The sequence below is a fragment of the Paenibacillus sp. FSL H7-0943 genome, assembly GCF_037963265.1.
Classification (GTDB): domain Bacteria; phylum Bacillota; class Bacilli; order Paenibacillales; family Paenibacillaceae; genus Paenibacillus_AQ; species Paenibacillus_AQ odorifer.
The window spans coordinates 5,215,955-5,232,971 of record NZ_CP150148.1; the positions used below are offsets into that span (position 1 = coordinate 5,215,955).

At 47.1% G+C, this 17,017-nt stretch carries 12 protein-coding genes; all 12 read right to left on the minus strand.

From position 1 onward, the window contains the following. Positions 1–23: 23 nt before the first annotated feature. On the minus strand, positions 24–1,145 hold the full coding sequence (gene ftsZ, locus NSQ55_RS22900; RefSeq protein WP_076129065.1) for a cell division protein FtsZ: 1,122 nt from the start codon (positions 1,143–1,145) through the stop codon (positions 24–26). A gap of 61 nt (positions 1,146–1,206) precedes the next feature. Beyond that, positions 1,207–2,469: a cell division protein FtsA gene (gene ftsA, locus NSQ55_RS22905; RefSeq protein ID WP_076136520.1), complete on the minus strand. Its 1,263-nt coding sequence runs from the start codon at positions 2,467–2,469 to the stop codon at positions 1,207–1,209. Between the two features lie 343 nt (positions 2,470–2,812). Continuing rightward, a complete protein-coding gene (locus NSQ55_RS22910) occupies positions 2,813–3,568 on the minus strand; it encodes an FtsQ-type POTRA domain-containing protein (protein WP_076129061.1) in 756 nt (251 codons plus the stop codon). A 65-nt stretch (positions 3,569–3,633) separates the two neighbouring features. Then, on the minus strand, positions 3,634–4,917 hold the full coding sequence (gene murA, locus NSQ55_RS22915; RefSeq protein WP_036683642.1) for a UDP-N-acetylglucosamine 1-carboxyvinyltransferase: 1,284 nt from the start codon (positions 4,915–4,917) through the stop codon (positions 3,634–3,636). A gap of 205 nt (positions 4,918–5,122) precedes the next feature. Further along, on the minus strand, positions 5,123–6,235 hold the full coding sequence (gene murG, locus NSQ55_RS22920) for an undecaprenyldiphospho-muramoylpentapeptide beta-N-acetylglucosaminyltransferase (protein ID WP_076179294.1): 1,113 nt from the start codon (positions 6,233–6,235) through the stop codon (positions 5,123–5,125). 5 nt (positions 6,236–6,240) lie between these two features. Next, on the minus strand, positions 6,241–7,338 hold the full coding sequence (spoVE, locus tag NSQ55_RS22925) for a stage V sporulation protein E (protein WP_036683647.1): 1,098 nt from the start codon (positions 7,336–7,338) through the stop codon (positions 6,241–6,243). Between the two features lie 49 nt (positions 7,339–7,387). After that, positions 7,388–8,809, minus strand: coding sequence for a UDP-N-acetylmuramoyl-L-alanine--D-glutamate ligase (gene murD / locus NSQ55_RS22930; RefSeq protein ID WP_280753439.1), 1,422 nt, complete (start codon positions 8,807–8,809; stop codon positions 7,388–7,390). A 3-nt stretch (positions 8,810–8,812) separates the two neighbouring features. Then, positions 8,813–9,778 carry a phospho-N-acetylmuramoyl-pentapeptide-transferase gene (gene mraY / locus NSQ55_RS22935; RefSeq protein WP_036683653.1) on the minus strand — a complete coding sequence of 322 codons (966 nt, stop codon included), beginning with the start codon at positions 9,776–9,778 and terminating at the stop codon, positions 8,813–8,815. Between the two features lie 21 nt (positions 9,779–9,799). Then, positions 9,800–11,206 (minus strand): UDP-N-acetylmuramoyl-tripeptide--D-alanyl-D-alanine ligase, encoded by a 1,407-nt coding sequence (gene murF / locus NSQ55_RS22940; protein ID WP_076306391.1) that lies wholly within the window; start codon positions 11,204–11,206, stop codon positions 9,800–9,802. Beyond that, entirely contained in the window at positions 11,203–12,690 is a 1,488-nt protein-coding gene (locus NSQ55_RS22945; RefSeq protein WP_339169306.1) for a UDP-N-acetylmuramoyl-L-alanyl-D-glutamate--2,6-diaminopimelate ligase, read from the minus strand. The genes murF and NSQ55_RS22945 overlap by 4 nt, the downstream gene beginning before the upstream one ends. Before the next feature lie 55 nt (positions 12,691–12,745). Then, complete coding sequence (locus NSQ55_RS22950; protein WP_076129053.1) at positions 12,746–14,671, minus strand: stage V sporulation protein D; 1,926 nt, start codon at positions 14,669–14,671, stop codon at positions 12,746–12,748. Positions 14,672–14,750: 79 nt separating this feature from the next. After that, positions 14,751–16,985, minus strand: a complete 2,235-nt coding sequence (locus NSQ55_RS22955; RefSeq protein WP_076129051.1) for a penicillin-binding transpeptidase domain-containing protein — start codon at positions 16,983–16,985, stop codon at positions 14,751–14,753. Positions 16,986–17,017: the final 32 nt, after the last annotated feature.

Consider the following 17,017-nt stretch of genomic DNA (forward strand, 5'->3'; position numbering starts at 1 on the left):
TATCTCTTAATAAAAATATTTAATTAGTCATTGTTGCCACGATTACGGTTACGCAGGAACGTCGGAATATCTAACTGATCTGACGTGTTCTGATTCCCGAACGGACGCAGATTAGCAGCGTTCTTATCCGGTGCTGCCGCTGGCTCGTTATTCGTCGAGACCGGACGGCGTCCTGGAGCTTCAGGCGATGGTTTATGTTCAAAGCCAGTAGCAATTACTGTTACTTTGATATCATCCTTCAGGCCTTCATCAATTATCGCACCAAAGATCATATTCACTTCAGGATCAGAGGCGGATGTAACAATCTCAGCCGCTTCATTGACTTCGTATAGAGAGAGGTTAGATCCTCCCGTAATGTTCATGATTACGCCGCGGGCGCCTTCAATAGACGTTTCCAAGAGTGGGCTCATGATGGCTTTACGTGCTGCTTCAGACGCACGGTTCTCACCATTTGCAATACCAATACCCATAAGCGCTGAACCGCGTTCTGTCATGATCGTCTTTACATCCGCAAAGTCAAGGTTAATCAGACCAGGAACCTTAATTAGGTCAGAGATACCTTGAACAGCCTGCCGGAGAACATTATCTGCTTCACGGAAAGCTTCCAACATCGGTGTTTTCTTATCAACAATTTCAAGCAAACGGTCATTTGGAATGACGATTAGTGTGTCGACTTTTTCTTTCAAAGCTTCGATTCCAAGCATTGCCTGGTTATAACGTTTTCTTCCTTCAAATGTGAACGGGCGAGTCACTACACCCACAGTCAGGGCTCCACACTCTCTAGCAATTTCAGCTATAACTGGTGCCGCACCTGTACCTGTACCGCCACCCATTCCTGCAGTAACAAATACCATATCTGCACCTTTAAGGGTATTCGAAATCAGATCACGGGATTCCTCCGCTGCTTTCTTACCGACTTCAGGGTTGGCGCCTGCACCCAAACCGCGGGTCAGCTTGTCCCCAATCTGCAGCTTGTGCTCCGATTTGGCCATATGCAACGCTTGGGCGTCTGTATTAACCGTAATAAATTCTACACCCTGAACGCCGTTTTCAATCATCCGGTTGACAGCATTACTACCTCCGCCGCCCACGCCGATGACTTTTATTTGCGCCAAGCTCTCCATTTCAAAATCAAATTCTAACATATTGTTCCATCTCCCCCTCAATGTGCTTGGATGGCCGGTCCAAGTATATCTGGACTTACACTTATATAAACTCGCTAAACATATTTTTTAGACGCTCCACAAATCCGGGCTTCTGAACAGTTTCCTGACTCGGAGTGGCGTTCTGCTTGCTCCGGTTGACCGTCTTTTTGTTGCTGCTTCCACCACTGTTTCTTCCACGGAAACTACGGACAACATTATGCAGAATACCGACACCGCCGGTAAACCCAGGGTCCCGTACACCGATATAATCCGGCACGGCGATGCGTACAGATGCAGCCAGCTCGGTCTGAGCAGCCTTCAATACACCCGGCATCGAGACAGTCCCACCTGTTAGTATATAACCTCCAGGCAGTTCACTGTAACCAAGCCGTTTAACTTCTTGACGAATCAGGTGGAATATTTCTTGCACCCTTGGCTCGATAATGGCCGCCAGATCCTCTTGGTTAAATTCCTTCTCCACGTTACTGCCAATGCGCAATACCTTGAAGACAACGTCTGAGGCTGCATCGTCAATCCAAGCACAACCATATTTAAGTTTTACCTTCTCCGCTTGATCAGTAAGTGTCCGAAGTCCGTAGGCAATATCATTGGTTACGAATTCTCCTCCGATCGGAATCGTGGAGGTTGCACTAAGAGAACCCTCTTCGTATATGGCTATTGTTGTTGAGCCCGCACCGATATCAACCAGAACAGATCCCATCGATTTCTCGTCCTTGGACAGCGCCAATCCACCAGCTCCAAGAGACATCAGCACAAGATCCTTTACCTTCAGCCCTGATTTCTCAACACAGCGTAGTAGATTATGTATTGGCGTCTTAGCACCCGTAATGATTGTTGCCTCAACTTCCAGACGAACACCAATCATTCCGCGCGGGTCTTGAATTCCTTCAAGACCATCGACGATAAATTGTTTGGGAACAACATCAATCACTTCACGCTCCGGAGGCATAGCAATGACTTCCGCAGCTTTAATTACGCGATCGATATCATCATCGCCGATTTCACGATCCTCATTCTGAACGGCCACAACACCGTGGCTGGATTGCAGGCCAATATGATTACCGGAAATGCCTACATAAACCTCTGATATTTGAATACCCACCATCTGCTCTGCATGATCTATAGCACTTTTGATCGATTGCACAGTTTGGTCGATATCTACAATCGCGCCTTTACGTATTCCTTCCGAATCGGCAGATCCAACGCCAATAATATTAAAGGTTCCATTGGTAACTTCCCCAATTATTGCCCGAACTTTGGATGTACCGATGTCCAAACTAACAATGATGTCATTGTTGCTCAAGTCCTATGGCACCTCCTGTTATAATCATAATTAATTGCATTACCTTATCCCGGTCCCGGGAAACTTCTCTGTACATATTCAACATACCTAATCCTTTCCCTCTTTTTTCTACAAATTTTTTGAACGGAATAATATTCCAACATCCCCAAATGTGAATAGTTACTCATATGTTATTGTAAAAATAGCAATTATCACAAGAAATATCGGCCTAATTGGTCATTTCAACCAAATATAGTACTATATCTCAAAAAAATCGAAGAAAAAAGAGGGATATAGCTTATTGCCCGTAACTCCGATTGTAGCATTTTTTTAACTCTATTAGTAGGGACTATTTACCTCCACACTACTCTTGCGCAACATCTTCTTCATCGCTTACAACCTGAAAGGGAACATATGAATCGGCTTCTAGCATTTTAATCAGTCCAGGCTGTTCAGTCTCTATAATCTGATTCAAATAGGACACCTTGCTCTTTAGCAATGAGATGGCTGTAATCACCTCAAAACGGGATCTAGTATAGAGCTTGATCCGGTCTGGAAAAGACAAGGTCGGCGAGGGAACAATCTCAGAGATATCACTTGTCAATTCATTAGGAATGCTTGCTAATGCTTGACATAGCTTAGCCTTATTCGGATCTTCCGGGTCCCAGTTCGTTAATATGGGTTTCTCAACGGCAATTCCTGTCTCATTAACAGGGACTGCAGCTCCACTGGATAGAATTGCCTTCAAGAGGCCTCCCTGTTCCAGTTCATAGGCTACCGCTGGAAATTCCTCAATCTTCACTGTGATCACCCCGGGGAAATCCTTCTGCACGCTGACGTCTTTAATCGTCTTAAGCTTCAGCAGAGATTCTTCCACAGCTTTCGTTGATACAGCAAAGAATTGCCCACCTATTTTAATTCCACTTTGTGAGAGTAGCTCTTCACTAGTAGAATACTTACTACCTTGAAAATCTATCACTGTAATATGGCTAATAGACGATCTAAAAAAAATCACAGCAAGAAGCGCAGTGAACAGCAGCAGCAGGATCGCCGTAATCTTACGGCTCATTTTTTTCTTAGGCTTGTCCTCTTTAAGAAGAGGTAATCGGGTTGTAGTCATTCTCATATTCTCCGTAATAAGGCCCTGTCTCCTTCTCTGGGAGATCTGGAAGGAGACAGGGAGCTTTAATTGGCCAAATCAAGTGGATCCGTTACAGGCACCTTACGGCTTATACGCGCGCCAAGCTTCTGAAACAGCTTCTCTATTCCATCATAACCACGGTCAATGTGATGCGCTTGCTCAACGACCGTAGTCCCTTGTGCAGCAAGCCCGGCAATGACCAGAGCTGCACCCGCCCGCAAATCAGTAGCTTCCACAGTAGCACCATACAATCTCTGAACGCCGCGAATAAACGCACGATTCAAATCGATAGAAATGTCAGCACCCATCCGGGCCATTTCTTCCACATGTTTGAACCGTCCCTCAAACACCGTCTCCTTGATCACACTAAAACCATCGGCGAGCGACAGCAGCACCATGACCTGAGATTGCAGATCCGTCGGGAAAGAAGGATAAGGAGAGGTTACAATTCTCTCAACCGCACGCGGACGCCCCATGCAACTGACATTAATTATATCATTGCATACTGTGATTTGAACACCAGCCCGCTTAAGCACATGAATAAGCGAAGTCAGATGCCCGGCGTTCGTATGTGTCAAGGTCACATTCCCACGTGTAGCTGCTGCAGCAATCATTACAGTTCCAGCCACTATCCGGTCTGGGATTACCTCGTACGTACAGGGATATAAGTTTTTGACACCCTGGATCGTAATGGTATCCGTGCCTGCACCGATAATCTGAGCACCCATACTATTCAAAAATTGCTGTAGATCCTGTATTTCCGGCTCTCTTGCTGCTCCCGATATCGTCGTTGTCCCCTCTGCCTTGGCGGCAGCCATCATAATATTCTCCGTGGCTCCAACACTTGGATAGTCGAGATGAATATCACTCCCTACAAGCTTTGAGCCCCGACAGGATATTCGTCCGTTGCTTTCCTCGATCTCCGCCCCCAGTGCTTTAAGACCCTGCAAATGAAGATCGATTTTACGCTCCCCGATCGCACAGCCACCAGGCTGATAGATCGTTACCTCACCAAATCTGGATAACAGCGGTCCCATTAAAAAAATGGAAGATCTCATCTGCCGCATCAAATCCTCAGGTACATGAGATGTCCCCACGGCTGACGTATCTATCGTCACCGTATCCTCTTGATGCACGCACCTGCAGCCCAGCCGATCCAAGATGTCTAGCATAGTCTCGATGTCCAGCAGCTTCGGCACATTATGCAGTGAGTGAACTCCTTCGGCCAGCAGGCTTGCCGCTAGAATCGGCAGCGCCGCATTTTTTGCTCCATGGATACGAATGGTGCCTGACAGGGGACTTCCACCCTCAATCACCAATTTGTCCAATGTATCACCTCCGAGATTACCGCTCACCCACCACAAACACTTCCGATACAAGGTCATATGAAATGTACAAGATTATCCTGCACTACCTTTCAGGTTAGGAAGTGTCCTGGGTGATTGTCACGATTATAGGATTATCCTATGTTCGTTCCTCCAAGTGTGTGACAGAGAGCTGCCAATAAGGAAAAACCTCTCAAAGGTTAATGGCTTAAGACTGTTTACCGGCTAGTCTTCGGAGTTCGTTAGTGACAATGGCAGCAGAATCCCTTTTGCCCAGTCGTCTGGAAGCCTCGGACATTTTTTGGCGTACAGCTTCAGTTCCAATGATTGCTTGCACAGCTTCATAAAGCGCCTTACCATTCAATTCCTTCTCAAGCAGCACCACAGCGGCCCCTTCGCGTTCCAGCTGTCTTGCATTCGCCTCTTGGTGATTATTCGTCACATTAGGAGAAGGGATAAGTACAGAAGGAATACCCAGCGCTGTAATCTCAGCGAGAAAGGATGCCCCCGCCCGATTTACGATTAAGGAGGTACAAGCCAAGACCTCCGGCATATTGTGAACATAAGGTAGGACATGCAGCCAGTTCGGTGTGCTACCCAGCTTCTGACGCAATTCAGCACGGGTATCCTCAAAATAAGGCTCACCTGTAACGTAAACATAATGAACACCATTACCCTTACCCACAAATGGGGCCATTTCAATCATGGCTTTATTAATAGCCTTAGCCCCTTGACTGCCGCCAACAACCAAAACAACCGTGCTGTTATCCGGAATGCCCAGCGAGGCAAACCCCCGTTGTGAACTAGCCGTAGTAACCGTCGTTGCCCGAGGATTACCTGTGTAGATTACGTGCTTGCTCCCCGGAAAAGCAGATTCTGTCCCTTCAAAGCTTACGGCCACTGTACTCGCGTAACGACTTAGAAAACGATTTGTTAAACCAGGGATAGCATTTTGCTCATGGATCAAGGTTGGGATGCCCAGCCGGGATGCAGCGTAAACGACTGGACCACATACATAACCGCCTGTACCAATTACAACATCAGGCTTAAACTCTCTTAACATTTCTTTGGAAGCCTTAACGCCCTTTAAAAAACGCATCACCGTCTTGACGTTGTCCATGGACAGCTTGCGCCGAAAGCCAGTGATGTCGATAGATTTGAAAGGGATATTCTCTTGGGGAACGAGCTTGCTCTCTAAGCCACGCGTTCCACCAATATACAGGAAGGTAGATTCACTATCTTCTGATTCCAGTTGTCTAGCAACAGCGACTGCGGGATAGATATGACCACCCGTGCCTCCGCCGCTTAATACGATACGCATGTCTTTCACCTCGCATAACGGGATAAGTTCAATAGAATGCCCAGGGAGGTTAACATCAGTGTAAGTGAAGAACCTCCATAGCTAATCAGAGGAAGTGTGATGCCTGTTACAGGCATTAGACCGATGACCACACCAATATTAATAATGACTTGCACAGCCACCATACAGACGATGCCAACGGCCAAATAGCTTCCAAAACGGTCAGGCAGACTCATCGCCACCTTCATTCCGCGCCAGATTAGAATAAGAAACAGGATCAACACAGCCAAACCACCGATAAACCCCAGTTCCTCGGCCAATATAGAAAAAATAAAATCGGTCTGCGGCTCAGGTACATAACTGTACTTCTGCCGGCTCATTCCAAGTCCGAGACCCCCGAGCCCTCCAGGCCCAATCGCGTATAGCGACTGAATAATCTGGTAGCCTGCACCGAGGGGATCGGACCAAGGATCAAGAAAAGCGGTTATACGCTGCAACCGGTAAGGTGCTGCGGCAACCAAAGCAACAAACCCAGCCACCCCAGCTACTCCTAGTGAGAGTAGATGTTTCATTCTTGCTCCAGCTGTAAAGACCATCATTAAGGCTGCGCCAAACATAACGGTACCTGTACCCAGATCCGGCTGGAGCATAATCAGTGCAAAAGCTGATCCGATAAGCGCTAACGGGGGAAGTAAGCCACGAGTGAAGGAGGTGATATCATACTCTTCTTTTCCCAGCCAATTCGCCAGAAATAGAATCATCCCCATCTTCATGAACTCGGAGGGCTGAATCCCGAAGGAGCTGATTCCGAGCCAGCTGCGCGCTCCCCCGCGAACTACACCAATGCCGGGAATAAGCACCATAACGAGCAGGATAAAGCAGACAATCAGTGCCGGCTTAGCCAGCTTTTTTAACACTTTGTAGTCTGTATTCGCTGTAACAAACATTGCAACAAGTCCCAGTCCTGCAAACAAAAGCTGCCTCTTTACAAAGTAAAACGAATCTCCATAATTGCGGAAGCCTAAAACAGATCCGGCGCTGTATACCATCACCATGCCGATCACCAGCAAAGAAAGAATGGGAATCAGCAACCAAATATCGGGAGCATGACGAGTTTTGTTCATCAGGAGCACACCTCTTGCATCCGTAGTAGGGGCTTATCCACCCCCCTACTTAAAGGTTATGCACCGCCTCTTTAAAAATACACCCGCGCTCTTCATAGGATGTAAACATATCCCAACTAGCACATGCAGGAGACAGGAGAACGATATCTCCTTCTTCCGCCAGAGCGGAAGCTTCCCGCACAGCTGCTTGCAGCACGGCGGCGGCGCTCTCCCCATTATCGACGGAGATAATCTGCTTTAATCCTGCCAGCTGTGCTACATTTATTAGCTTGTCCTTGGTTTGTCCTAACGCCACCAAAGCTTTGACGCGTCCGCTCAGGACAGGCAGCAGCTCCATATAATCGGAGCCACGGTCTAATCCGCCAGCGATCAATACCACCGGCCGCTGAAACGATGTCAAAGCCGTAATTGTCGCTTTGGAGTTCGTTGCTTTGGAATTGTTATAATAAGCGGCTCCAGCCTTATCAGCTACATACTCCAGGCGGTGCTCCACACCGCGAAAAGAAGAAAGCACTTCGCTTAATAGAGAGGGGTCCGCTCCAGCGGCAATAGCAATTCCACAGGCAGCCAGCGCATTCCCCACATTAAAGCGACCCGGAAGGGCGATGGAATCTACATCCGCGATTATCGTTTCCTTGTCCGCAGATTCGCGATAGATAATGTGGCGCTTCAGCTCATCATCTTGCCCCGTAATGTAGGACGGGCTAACAAATACTCCATGAGGCAGCTCCTCAAACAAGGAGAATGGAAGAATCGAAGCCTTCATATAGGGTACAAGTTCCCGGCAGACAGGATCATCCCAGTTCAGCACTGCTGTATCCGTAGCTAATTGATTAGCGAACAGCTTGGTTTTGGAATCCACATAATCTTTCATGCTTCCATGATAATCCAGATGGGTCTCTGCAATATTCAGCAGACAGCCTATCTTAGGCCGGAAGGTCTCCGTTCCTTTAAGTTGAAAGCTGCTAAGCTCAACTACCATCCAATCATCCTTTGTAGCCTCTTGTGCAGCTTGACAGAGAGGCGTACCAATGTTGCCCGCAACTATAGGGTTCATTCCCGCAGCTTCCAGCATATGGCCAACCCAGGTCGTCGTTGTCGTCTTACCATTGGAACCCGTGATCCCGATCATCGGCGCTGCACAAAGTCGATAAGCCACCTCTACCTCTGTGACCACTTCAATTCCAAGCTCAATTGCCTTTTGTACAGGGGGCGCAGAATAAGGAATGCCTGGATTCTTGATTACCAGACTTACACCTTCATGAATAAGACCTTCCGGATGCCCACCGCATATAACACAAATTCCCAAAGATTCCAATTCGGAAGCTTCGGGACTTTGATCTCTTTCCTTTTTATCGTTCACCGTAACTACAGCGCCGCGTTCATGCAGCACTTTAGCCACCTGGACACCGCTTTTAGCAAGCCCAAGAACCACAACTTCTTCACCACGATACTTATCTGGATGTTTCATTCTCTACAACCCCTTGCTAATAAATAGTCCCACAGCAGCCAACACCAAGCTAACCGCCCAGAACGAAATTACCACACGCCACTCCGACCAGCCACCAAGCTCAAAATGATGGTGAATCGGGCTCATTCTGAATACACGTTTGCCACGGGTTTTAAATGAAACGACTTGAATCACAACGGACAACATTTCAATTACAAAAACACCGCCAATGATGAGAAACAGCAGCTCACTCTTCGTGACAATAGCAATAGCACCTATCGCGCCACCAATACCAAACGAACCCGTATCCCCCATAAATACTTTAGCAGGGTGGGCATTAAACACAAGAAAGCCAAGTACAGCACCAATCATGGCCGCAGCACATACACCTGCCGCAATAGACGTAGCCTGCATTGCCACCACCGCGTATGCGGCCAAAGCAATGGCACTAACCCCGGACAACAGTCCATCGACTCCATCTGTAAAGTTAACGGCATTCGTCACTGCCATCATCATAATAATGATGAATGGATAATAGAACCAGCCACCCCAATCAAAGCTGAAATCAGTACCTGGTACGCTGATACTTGTACTGTGTCCGGCATAAATCAGAAGACCGCACATCAGAGCACCAACCAGCAGCTGTCCAAATAACTTTTGACGTGCTGTGAGCCCTAAGGAACGCTTAAATACAATTTTGATATAGTCATCCAAAAACCCGATCAATCCAAAACCAAGCGTAGCTACAAGCAGTACGTAAAAATCTGTATTCACCACAGAAAATTTCAGATAAGACAAGGTAAAAGCTACGATAATCACGATACCGCCCATAGTCGGCGTTCCCGCTTTCTTCAAATGGGTTTGCGGTCCGTCATCTCGCACCTGCTGTCCGAATTTCATCCTGCGCAGAAGCGGAATGAAGAGCGGAGCGGCAATGACCGCAAGGATAAAGGAAACAGCAATAGTCAATAACAATAGTTGATAATCCATGGGTACACCCCCTCCAATGATTTAGGTCTGTTGAATATCTTTATTTAGGCTCTGAAGCACTTCCTCGAGCTTCATCCCTCTTGATCCTTTAAATAGAACAATATCCTTAGCACTGCATTTCTCTAGAAGGACAGCGGTTAGTTCCGCTTTATCTGTAAAAGCTTTTACGCGCTCTTTGCCGAATTTCTCTTCTGCTGCTTTGGCAATATGAACGGATAATGGTCCGTAAGTACATACAAAATCAGTTAATGAAGGGTCAAGGTAGTAGCCTATTTCTTGATGAAATTCTACTTCCTCCGGCCCAAGTTCCAGCATGTCCCCGAGCACAGCGATTTTATTGCCACTGCATTTCATAGATTGCAGGACATCTATAGCCGCCTTCATAGAAGTAGGGCTGGCATTATAAGCATCGTTTAAAAGCGTAAGTCCGGAGGAAGTCCGAATCACTTCAATCCGCATGCCCGTCAACTTGAGCCTGCTGAGACCCTCCTTCATATTCTGCTCCGTAACCCCAAAATGACGAGCAACCGCTAGTGCAGCCAGAGCGTTAACAACGTTATGCTGACCTGGCAGCGGTAATGTAAAAGCATGTTCCTTATGACGGCTTGACGTGAACGTCATGCCACCAGTATGGGACATCATCCCTGTTGGATAATCATCATTATCCTCATTTAGACCAAATCGGAAGGTTCTCATCCCTTCTGGAGCCTTAAAAGTGGACTCTTGCATTACCTCAGTCAGCAGCGGTTCGTCACCATTATAAATCAGTAATCCCCCCGGCTTCAGCCCTTCAGCAATCTCCAGCTTGGCGCGGGCTATTTCTTTACGTGACCCCAGCTGCAGTAAATGCGACTCGCCTACATTAGTAATTACCGCTACGTCTGGTTCAGCCAAAGAAGCCAGCAGAGCAATTTCTCCCCGCGAGCTCATCCCCATTTCAAGTACAGCGATCTCTGTATCCTCAGCCATGGATAAAATAGTAAGCGGAAGACCGATATGATTATTGAAATTCCCTGCTGTCTTATGCACTTTGAACTGCACTTCAAGCAGAGACATAATGATATCTTTTGTTGTTGTTTTCCCGTTGCTGCCCGTAACAGCGACAACCTGTGGAGCCACTTCCTTCAGATAAGCAGCGGACAACTTCTGAAGAGCCTCTAGTGTATCTTCAACAATAATAACTCCGCCACCTTCAGGTACCGGTCCTTTATCGCGTTGCCACAAGGTTGCACCCGCACCAGCAGCCAGTGCTGCGGCAGCATAGTGGTGACCATCGAATTTGTCTCCAGATAGAGGCACAAACAGGCAACCGGGTGTGATCTTACGGGAGTCGGTAACGACTCCCGTAAGGGTTGTATTCATAGCTTCGACAGCAGCAGGTTCCCCTGCGCACATGGCAGCAATATTTTCAAGCGTTCTTGTAATCAATAGTTTCGGCCCCTTATAACTTCTTTAGCGACGATGCGGTCATCGAAATCATGAACCACTCCGCCAATCAGTTGATAGGTCTCATGACCTTTCCCCGCAATCAATACTACATCGCCAGGGCTTGCCATTTCAATAGCCTTCCCGATAGCTTCTCGGCGATCAACAATCATATGATACCGGTCAGAGGTGACTCCATCCTCTACTAGTCCTGCTTCTATATCCTTCAAGATTAGTTGAGGTTCCTCCGTCCGGGGGTTGTCAGAAGTTACGAATACCATGTCGCTATATCGTGCAGCGATCTTCCCCATTAATGGACGTTTCGTCCGGTCTCTGTCACCGCCACAGCCAAACACTGTAAGCACTTTGCCGGTAGCAAATTCGCAGACCGTTTTTAATACATTCTCTAGCCCGTCTGGTGTATGTGCGTAGTCAACGATAACAGCAAATTCCTGACCTTCGTCCACTGACTCCACCCGTCCAGCTACACCATCGATTGCCTCAAGACTAGTCTTGATATCAGCCAGAGAGACATCTTCCAATAAAGCAGCTGTAATCGCCGCGAGTGCATTGTAGACGTTGAACTTACCAACCATACGGAGCGAAATGTCCGTCTTCCCCTTAAACGTATCTACATGGAAAAAAGTTCCTTTTGCAGTGATCGATATTTGCGAAGCTCGGACATTAGCGTTGTTATCAATGCCATATGTAATCACTTCCGCCGCAGTTTGGGCTGCAAAATATTGACTGGCTTCATCATCCGCGTTCAACACCGCATATTTGCGTTCTTCCTTCCACGGAGAGATCACATTTCCCAATCTGGAGAAAAAGAGCCCTTTAACCGCCCGATACTCCTCCATTGTATGATGATAATCCAGATGATCTTGGGTTAAGTTCGTAAAAATTGCCGTACGGAAGTCCGCACCCTTCACACGTCCTTGCTGAAGTGCGTGAGAGGATACTTCCATTACGCAACATTCCACACCTTTGGAAGCCATATCATGAAGGGAACGCTGCAGATCTAGCGATTCTGGAGTTGTGCCTGACATAGGGTAGCTTTTGCCGTCATAGCGCATTTGAATCGTTCCAATCAGACCTGTCTTCATATTCTGATCCTGCATAATCCGCTCAATGAGATAAGTCGTTGTTGTTTTGCCGTTTGTGCCCGTCACTCCGATCATTCTCATCCGGCTGCTAGGTGAGCCAAAGAAAGCATTCGACATGACAGACATCGCAAACCGGCAGTCATCCACAACAATCTGCGGGATATCAAGCTCCAGCTTGTGCTCACATACAATAGCCGCCGCTCCGGAGGCTACTGCTTGCGGCGCATATTTGTGCCCGTCCACGGTGTGGCCAGGCAAACAGATGAATAGATCTCCCGGGCCTACACGGCGGGAATCCGTCTGAAGATCAGTAATCTCCACATCTCCATCCCCGTATAGTTGCGAAGTAGCAAGACAAGCAGATAAATCGTTAACTTTCATAGTAATCCCTCACTCTACATTTTCGGATACGAGCTGAAACCTTATACCTTAATCATTATTCACTAGATGCTCCCATATAAATCCTGATGGTTGAGCCCTGTTCTACTCTGGCCCCAGCCTTAGGAGCTTGATTGATGACCGTATTTCCTGTGCCTGAACGTGCAAGATTAAAATTCATATTTAAATCCTCATAGATATCCTGCACCGTTGCTCCGGTAAGATCAGGTACGGTCACTATCGGAGTTTCGCCATACTTATAAGTTTTTGGAAGCTGATCACTGCGCTCCGGAACCTTCATATAGTGCAGCGAGTCTTCCAAAATATTTTGCACGATTGGAGCTGCAACCACACCCCCAAATTGAATCCCTTTCGGATTATCCACGGCAGTGTACACAACGATCTGAGGATCATCCGCTGGCGCAAAGCCAATAAAAGAAACAATGTGCTCTGTTGGAGAATAACGTCCATTTACAACCTTCTGTGCAGTACCCGTCTTGCCACCTACACGATAGCCGTCAATAAAAGCCGGCCGTCCTGTGCCTTTGGCAACCACGCTCTCAAGTGCTGCCCGCACCTTCTTGGATGTCTCCTCCGAAATGACCTGCCGCACAAGCTCTGGCTTCACCTCTGATACAGTCTCTCCAGTAACCGGATTAACCCATGCTTTTGTTACATGCGGTTTATAGAGATTACCGCCGTTGATAGCCGCGGATACCGCAGCAATCTGCTGAATAGGCGTAACCGAAACCCCTTGACCAAAGGCTGTAGTCGAAAGCTCTACCGGACCTACTTGATTAAGCTTGAACAGAATACCATTAGCTTCCCCATTCAGATCAATTCCCGTTTTGCTGCCAAAACCAAAATCACGAATATATTTGAAAAGTGATTCTTTTCCCAGCCGTTGCCCTAAGGCGACAAACCCAGGGTTACAGGAGTTCTCAACTACCTGTAGAAAGGTTTGACTACCATGACCGCCCTTTTTCCAGCAGCGCAGCTTTGCGCCCGCCACCTCGATAAACCCCGGATCATAGAAATGATCGTTCTGAAGATCTACTTTACCTTCCTGCAGCGCAGCAGCCAGAGTGATGATTTTGAACGTTGAACCAGGTTCATAGGTCATCCAGATAGGCAGATTCCGGTTGTAAATCTGCGCATCATATTCCTTGTATGATGCTGGTTCATACCCCGGTCTACTAGCCATGGCTAGTATCTCACCATTCTTCGGATTCATAGCTATAGCCCAAGCACCCTGCGCCTGATATTTCACCATAGCCTGATCAAGCTCACGTTCCATAATGGACTGGATCTGTTTATCAATCGTCAGCTGCAGATTAAGTCCGTCTTGAGGGGCAGAATATTTCTCAGATGAGCCAGGCATAAGTCTTCCACCTGCATCAGACAAATAAGAAATATTACCGGCTATGCCTTTGAGCAGATTGTCATATATACTCTCTACTCCTGTAATGCCCTGGTTATCTATACCTGTGAAGCCTAGAATATGCGCGGCTAAATCGCCGTAAGGGTAATACCTTTTGCTATCCTCAGCGACAACGATGCCCGGCAGCTGCAAATCACGGATGCTCGCGGCAAGATCCATCGTAATTTTGCGGCCGCCGGGCTGAAGTTTCACCGACATTTCTTTTTTGGACAGCAATGTCATCAGCTTCTCCTCAGTCATCCCAAGCAGTGGAGCTAATTGCTGTGCTGTCTTTTGCTTCTCTTTTACCTGCACCGGTACTGCATACACTGTAGGTGTGGTGATATTAGAAACGAGCGGCACACCTTCACGATCCATAATTTCACCACGTTTAGCGGTAAAAGGAATATTGCGGCGCAAGGAATCTTCTACCTTCGCAGTCAATTCCTCGCCTTGAGATAATTGCACATACGCAAGACGCACGACCAGCGAACCGAATAACACTGCCAGTCCCAGCAATGTCCACAGCATTCTCCGCCGTGTTACGACTTTGGAAACCTTCATTCCGTTCTCCCCCACTTTCAACAATAGACATGAGCTCTTATCTTCATGACTATTCGGGACAAACAGGGGTTAGAACAAGCTATGTTCCGCTCTCGGAATCTGTCCCCTCATCAGCAGGCGGGGCCACGGGAATATCTTCGCCATAATCATTTAATGGCTTCATTTTCAAAGTGACCAAGGTCTTGCCATTTTGCGTTCCTACAATCTGTTCTGAGACGTAACCTTCACCGTCTACCGCAATCTCTACTTTTAGTAGAGTTAGAATTTCAAGTGCATCACGCAGGGATTCCCCTTTTAAATCTGGAATGGTAGGCTGAGCCCCCTGCGGACTTAATAAATAGATCCGTTGCCCTGTAGCAAGCTTAGTACCTGCCTCAGGATATTGACTCTCTACAGTAGATCCTTCACCGACCACTACATAATCGAAGCCTTGATCCAAAAGTGCTTCTCTTGCTTCCTTCATCGTCTTGTCTGTTAGATCTGGTGTAGTCCGAAGTGCGACTGTTTCAGTCTTAGCCGGCTTTTTACTGCTGCTATCACTAGCCTCAGACGCCAGCTTAGGTACTCCCATGTATTGCAGAGACTGGGATACAATCTCTTTAAATACTGGAGCAGCTGCCTTACCGCCGCCAACCTCAACGTTCGGTTCGTCAATAATGACAATAACAGCGATCTTCGGATCATCAACAGGAGCATAACCAATAAAGGAGACAAGTACTTTGGATTTCACATAATCCTTACCTTCAACCTTGATAGCCGTTCCTGTCTTACCTGCCACGCGATAGCCGTCAATATAAGCGTTGCGGCCTGTTCCTTTTACTTGGTCAGCAACAACCTGCTCCAAATATTCACCCGTTTTCTTGGCGCTTTCCTCATCAATCACCTGACGCACTACACTAGGCTGAGTAACCTTTGTCTCACCAGTGTTAGGGTTTGTGACCTCCTTAACTACATACGGAGTCATCAACTTCCCCCCATTAGCTATAGCAGATACGGCAACTAGCTGTTGAAGTGGGGTTACTAGCACTTTACCGTGTCCATATGCGAGTGTCGCAATTTCTATAGGACGTCCAAGGTTAGGGTTAACTACCCCGCTTACTTCTCCTGGCAGATCGATTCCCGTTTTCTCATTGAAGCCAAAATCATTGATATACTGTAATAGCTTGTCCTGTCCGAGCATTTCATATAGCTTAACGAATAGAACGTTACTAGAACGTTTCACACCTTCAAGAAAACTGATTTGCCCCCATCCAGCATGATTAATATCATGCAGTGCTTTACTATATCCCTTTATCCGGATGGACCCGGACAAAAATGTCGCAACAGGATCAAAAAGCTTCTCTTCTACTGCGGCGGCAAGCGTTACAATTTTGAAAGTGGAACCAGGCTCGTATTTAGATTTAATAGCATGATTATAGAATCCCGCCCCATCGGCCCCGGTCTTCCAAAATTCATTTGGATTATAGGTAGGCATATTGGCTAATCCCAAAATCTCCATCGTGTTCGGATCAGCAGCAATGACACTCATACTTTTTGGCTTATATTGCGCATACGCCTTTTGCATGGCCTCTTCTATATAATGCTGGATCGTACTATCGATTGTAAGCTTGAAATTACTTCCATTTACTACTGGCTTATAGGTATCTTGTGAATCCGGCAATTTTACCCCTTGACCGTCACTTTGATAAAGCAGCTTGCCATCGGCACCCTTAAGCTCCGTATCAAAGTATTTTTCCAGTCCCATGATAGCATTGCCGTCCCTATCTGTATAACCTAAGATATGTGCAGCTAATTCATCTTTTGGATAATATCGTTTCTGCTCTCTAACAAGCCCAATACCGGTCTCTTGAATTTTATGTTCTTTACCTAGGGCTACATAAAATTCTTTCACCTTATCGGCAAGCTCCTGATCAATCTTCCAGCCTTCATTACGAATCTCACGGTTCTTGAGGTAAGCACCCGTCTTTTCGTCCTTGGCTTCAACCAGCTTACGCAGCTCATCCTCTGGTTTGCCGAGCAATTCGTGTAATCCTGTGATGACCTCTTCCCCGATGCCTTGTTGTTGAATCACTTCAGGATTCACCACCACGGTATAAGCAGGGACATCGCTAGCGAGCACACTCCCGTTACGGTCAGAAATCGTACCTCGCTCCGCTTTGATAGTTGAGGAATGCGCCCAAAGTGTGGCGGCCTTTTCCTGCCATTCCTCACCTTGCATAACTTGAATCCAGAACACTCTAACGATCAAAACAAGAAAAAAGAGGGTAATACACCCTCCTATAAACAGCGTGCGAAGTTTTATTCTTTTCAGCATAAGCGAACCTCACAACTTTTTTTATTGCGATC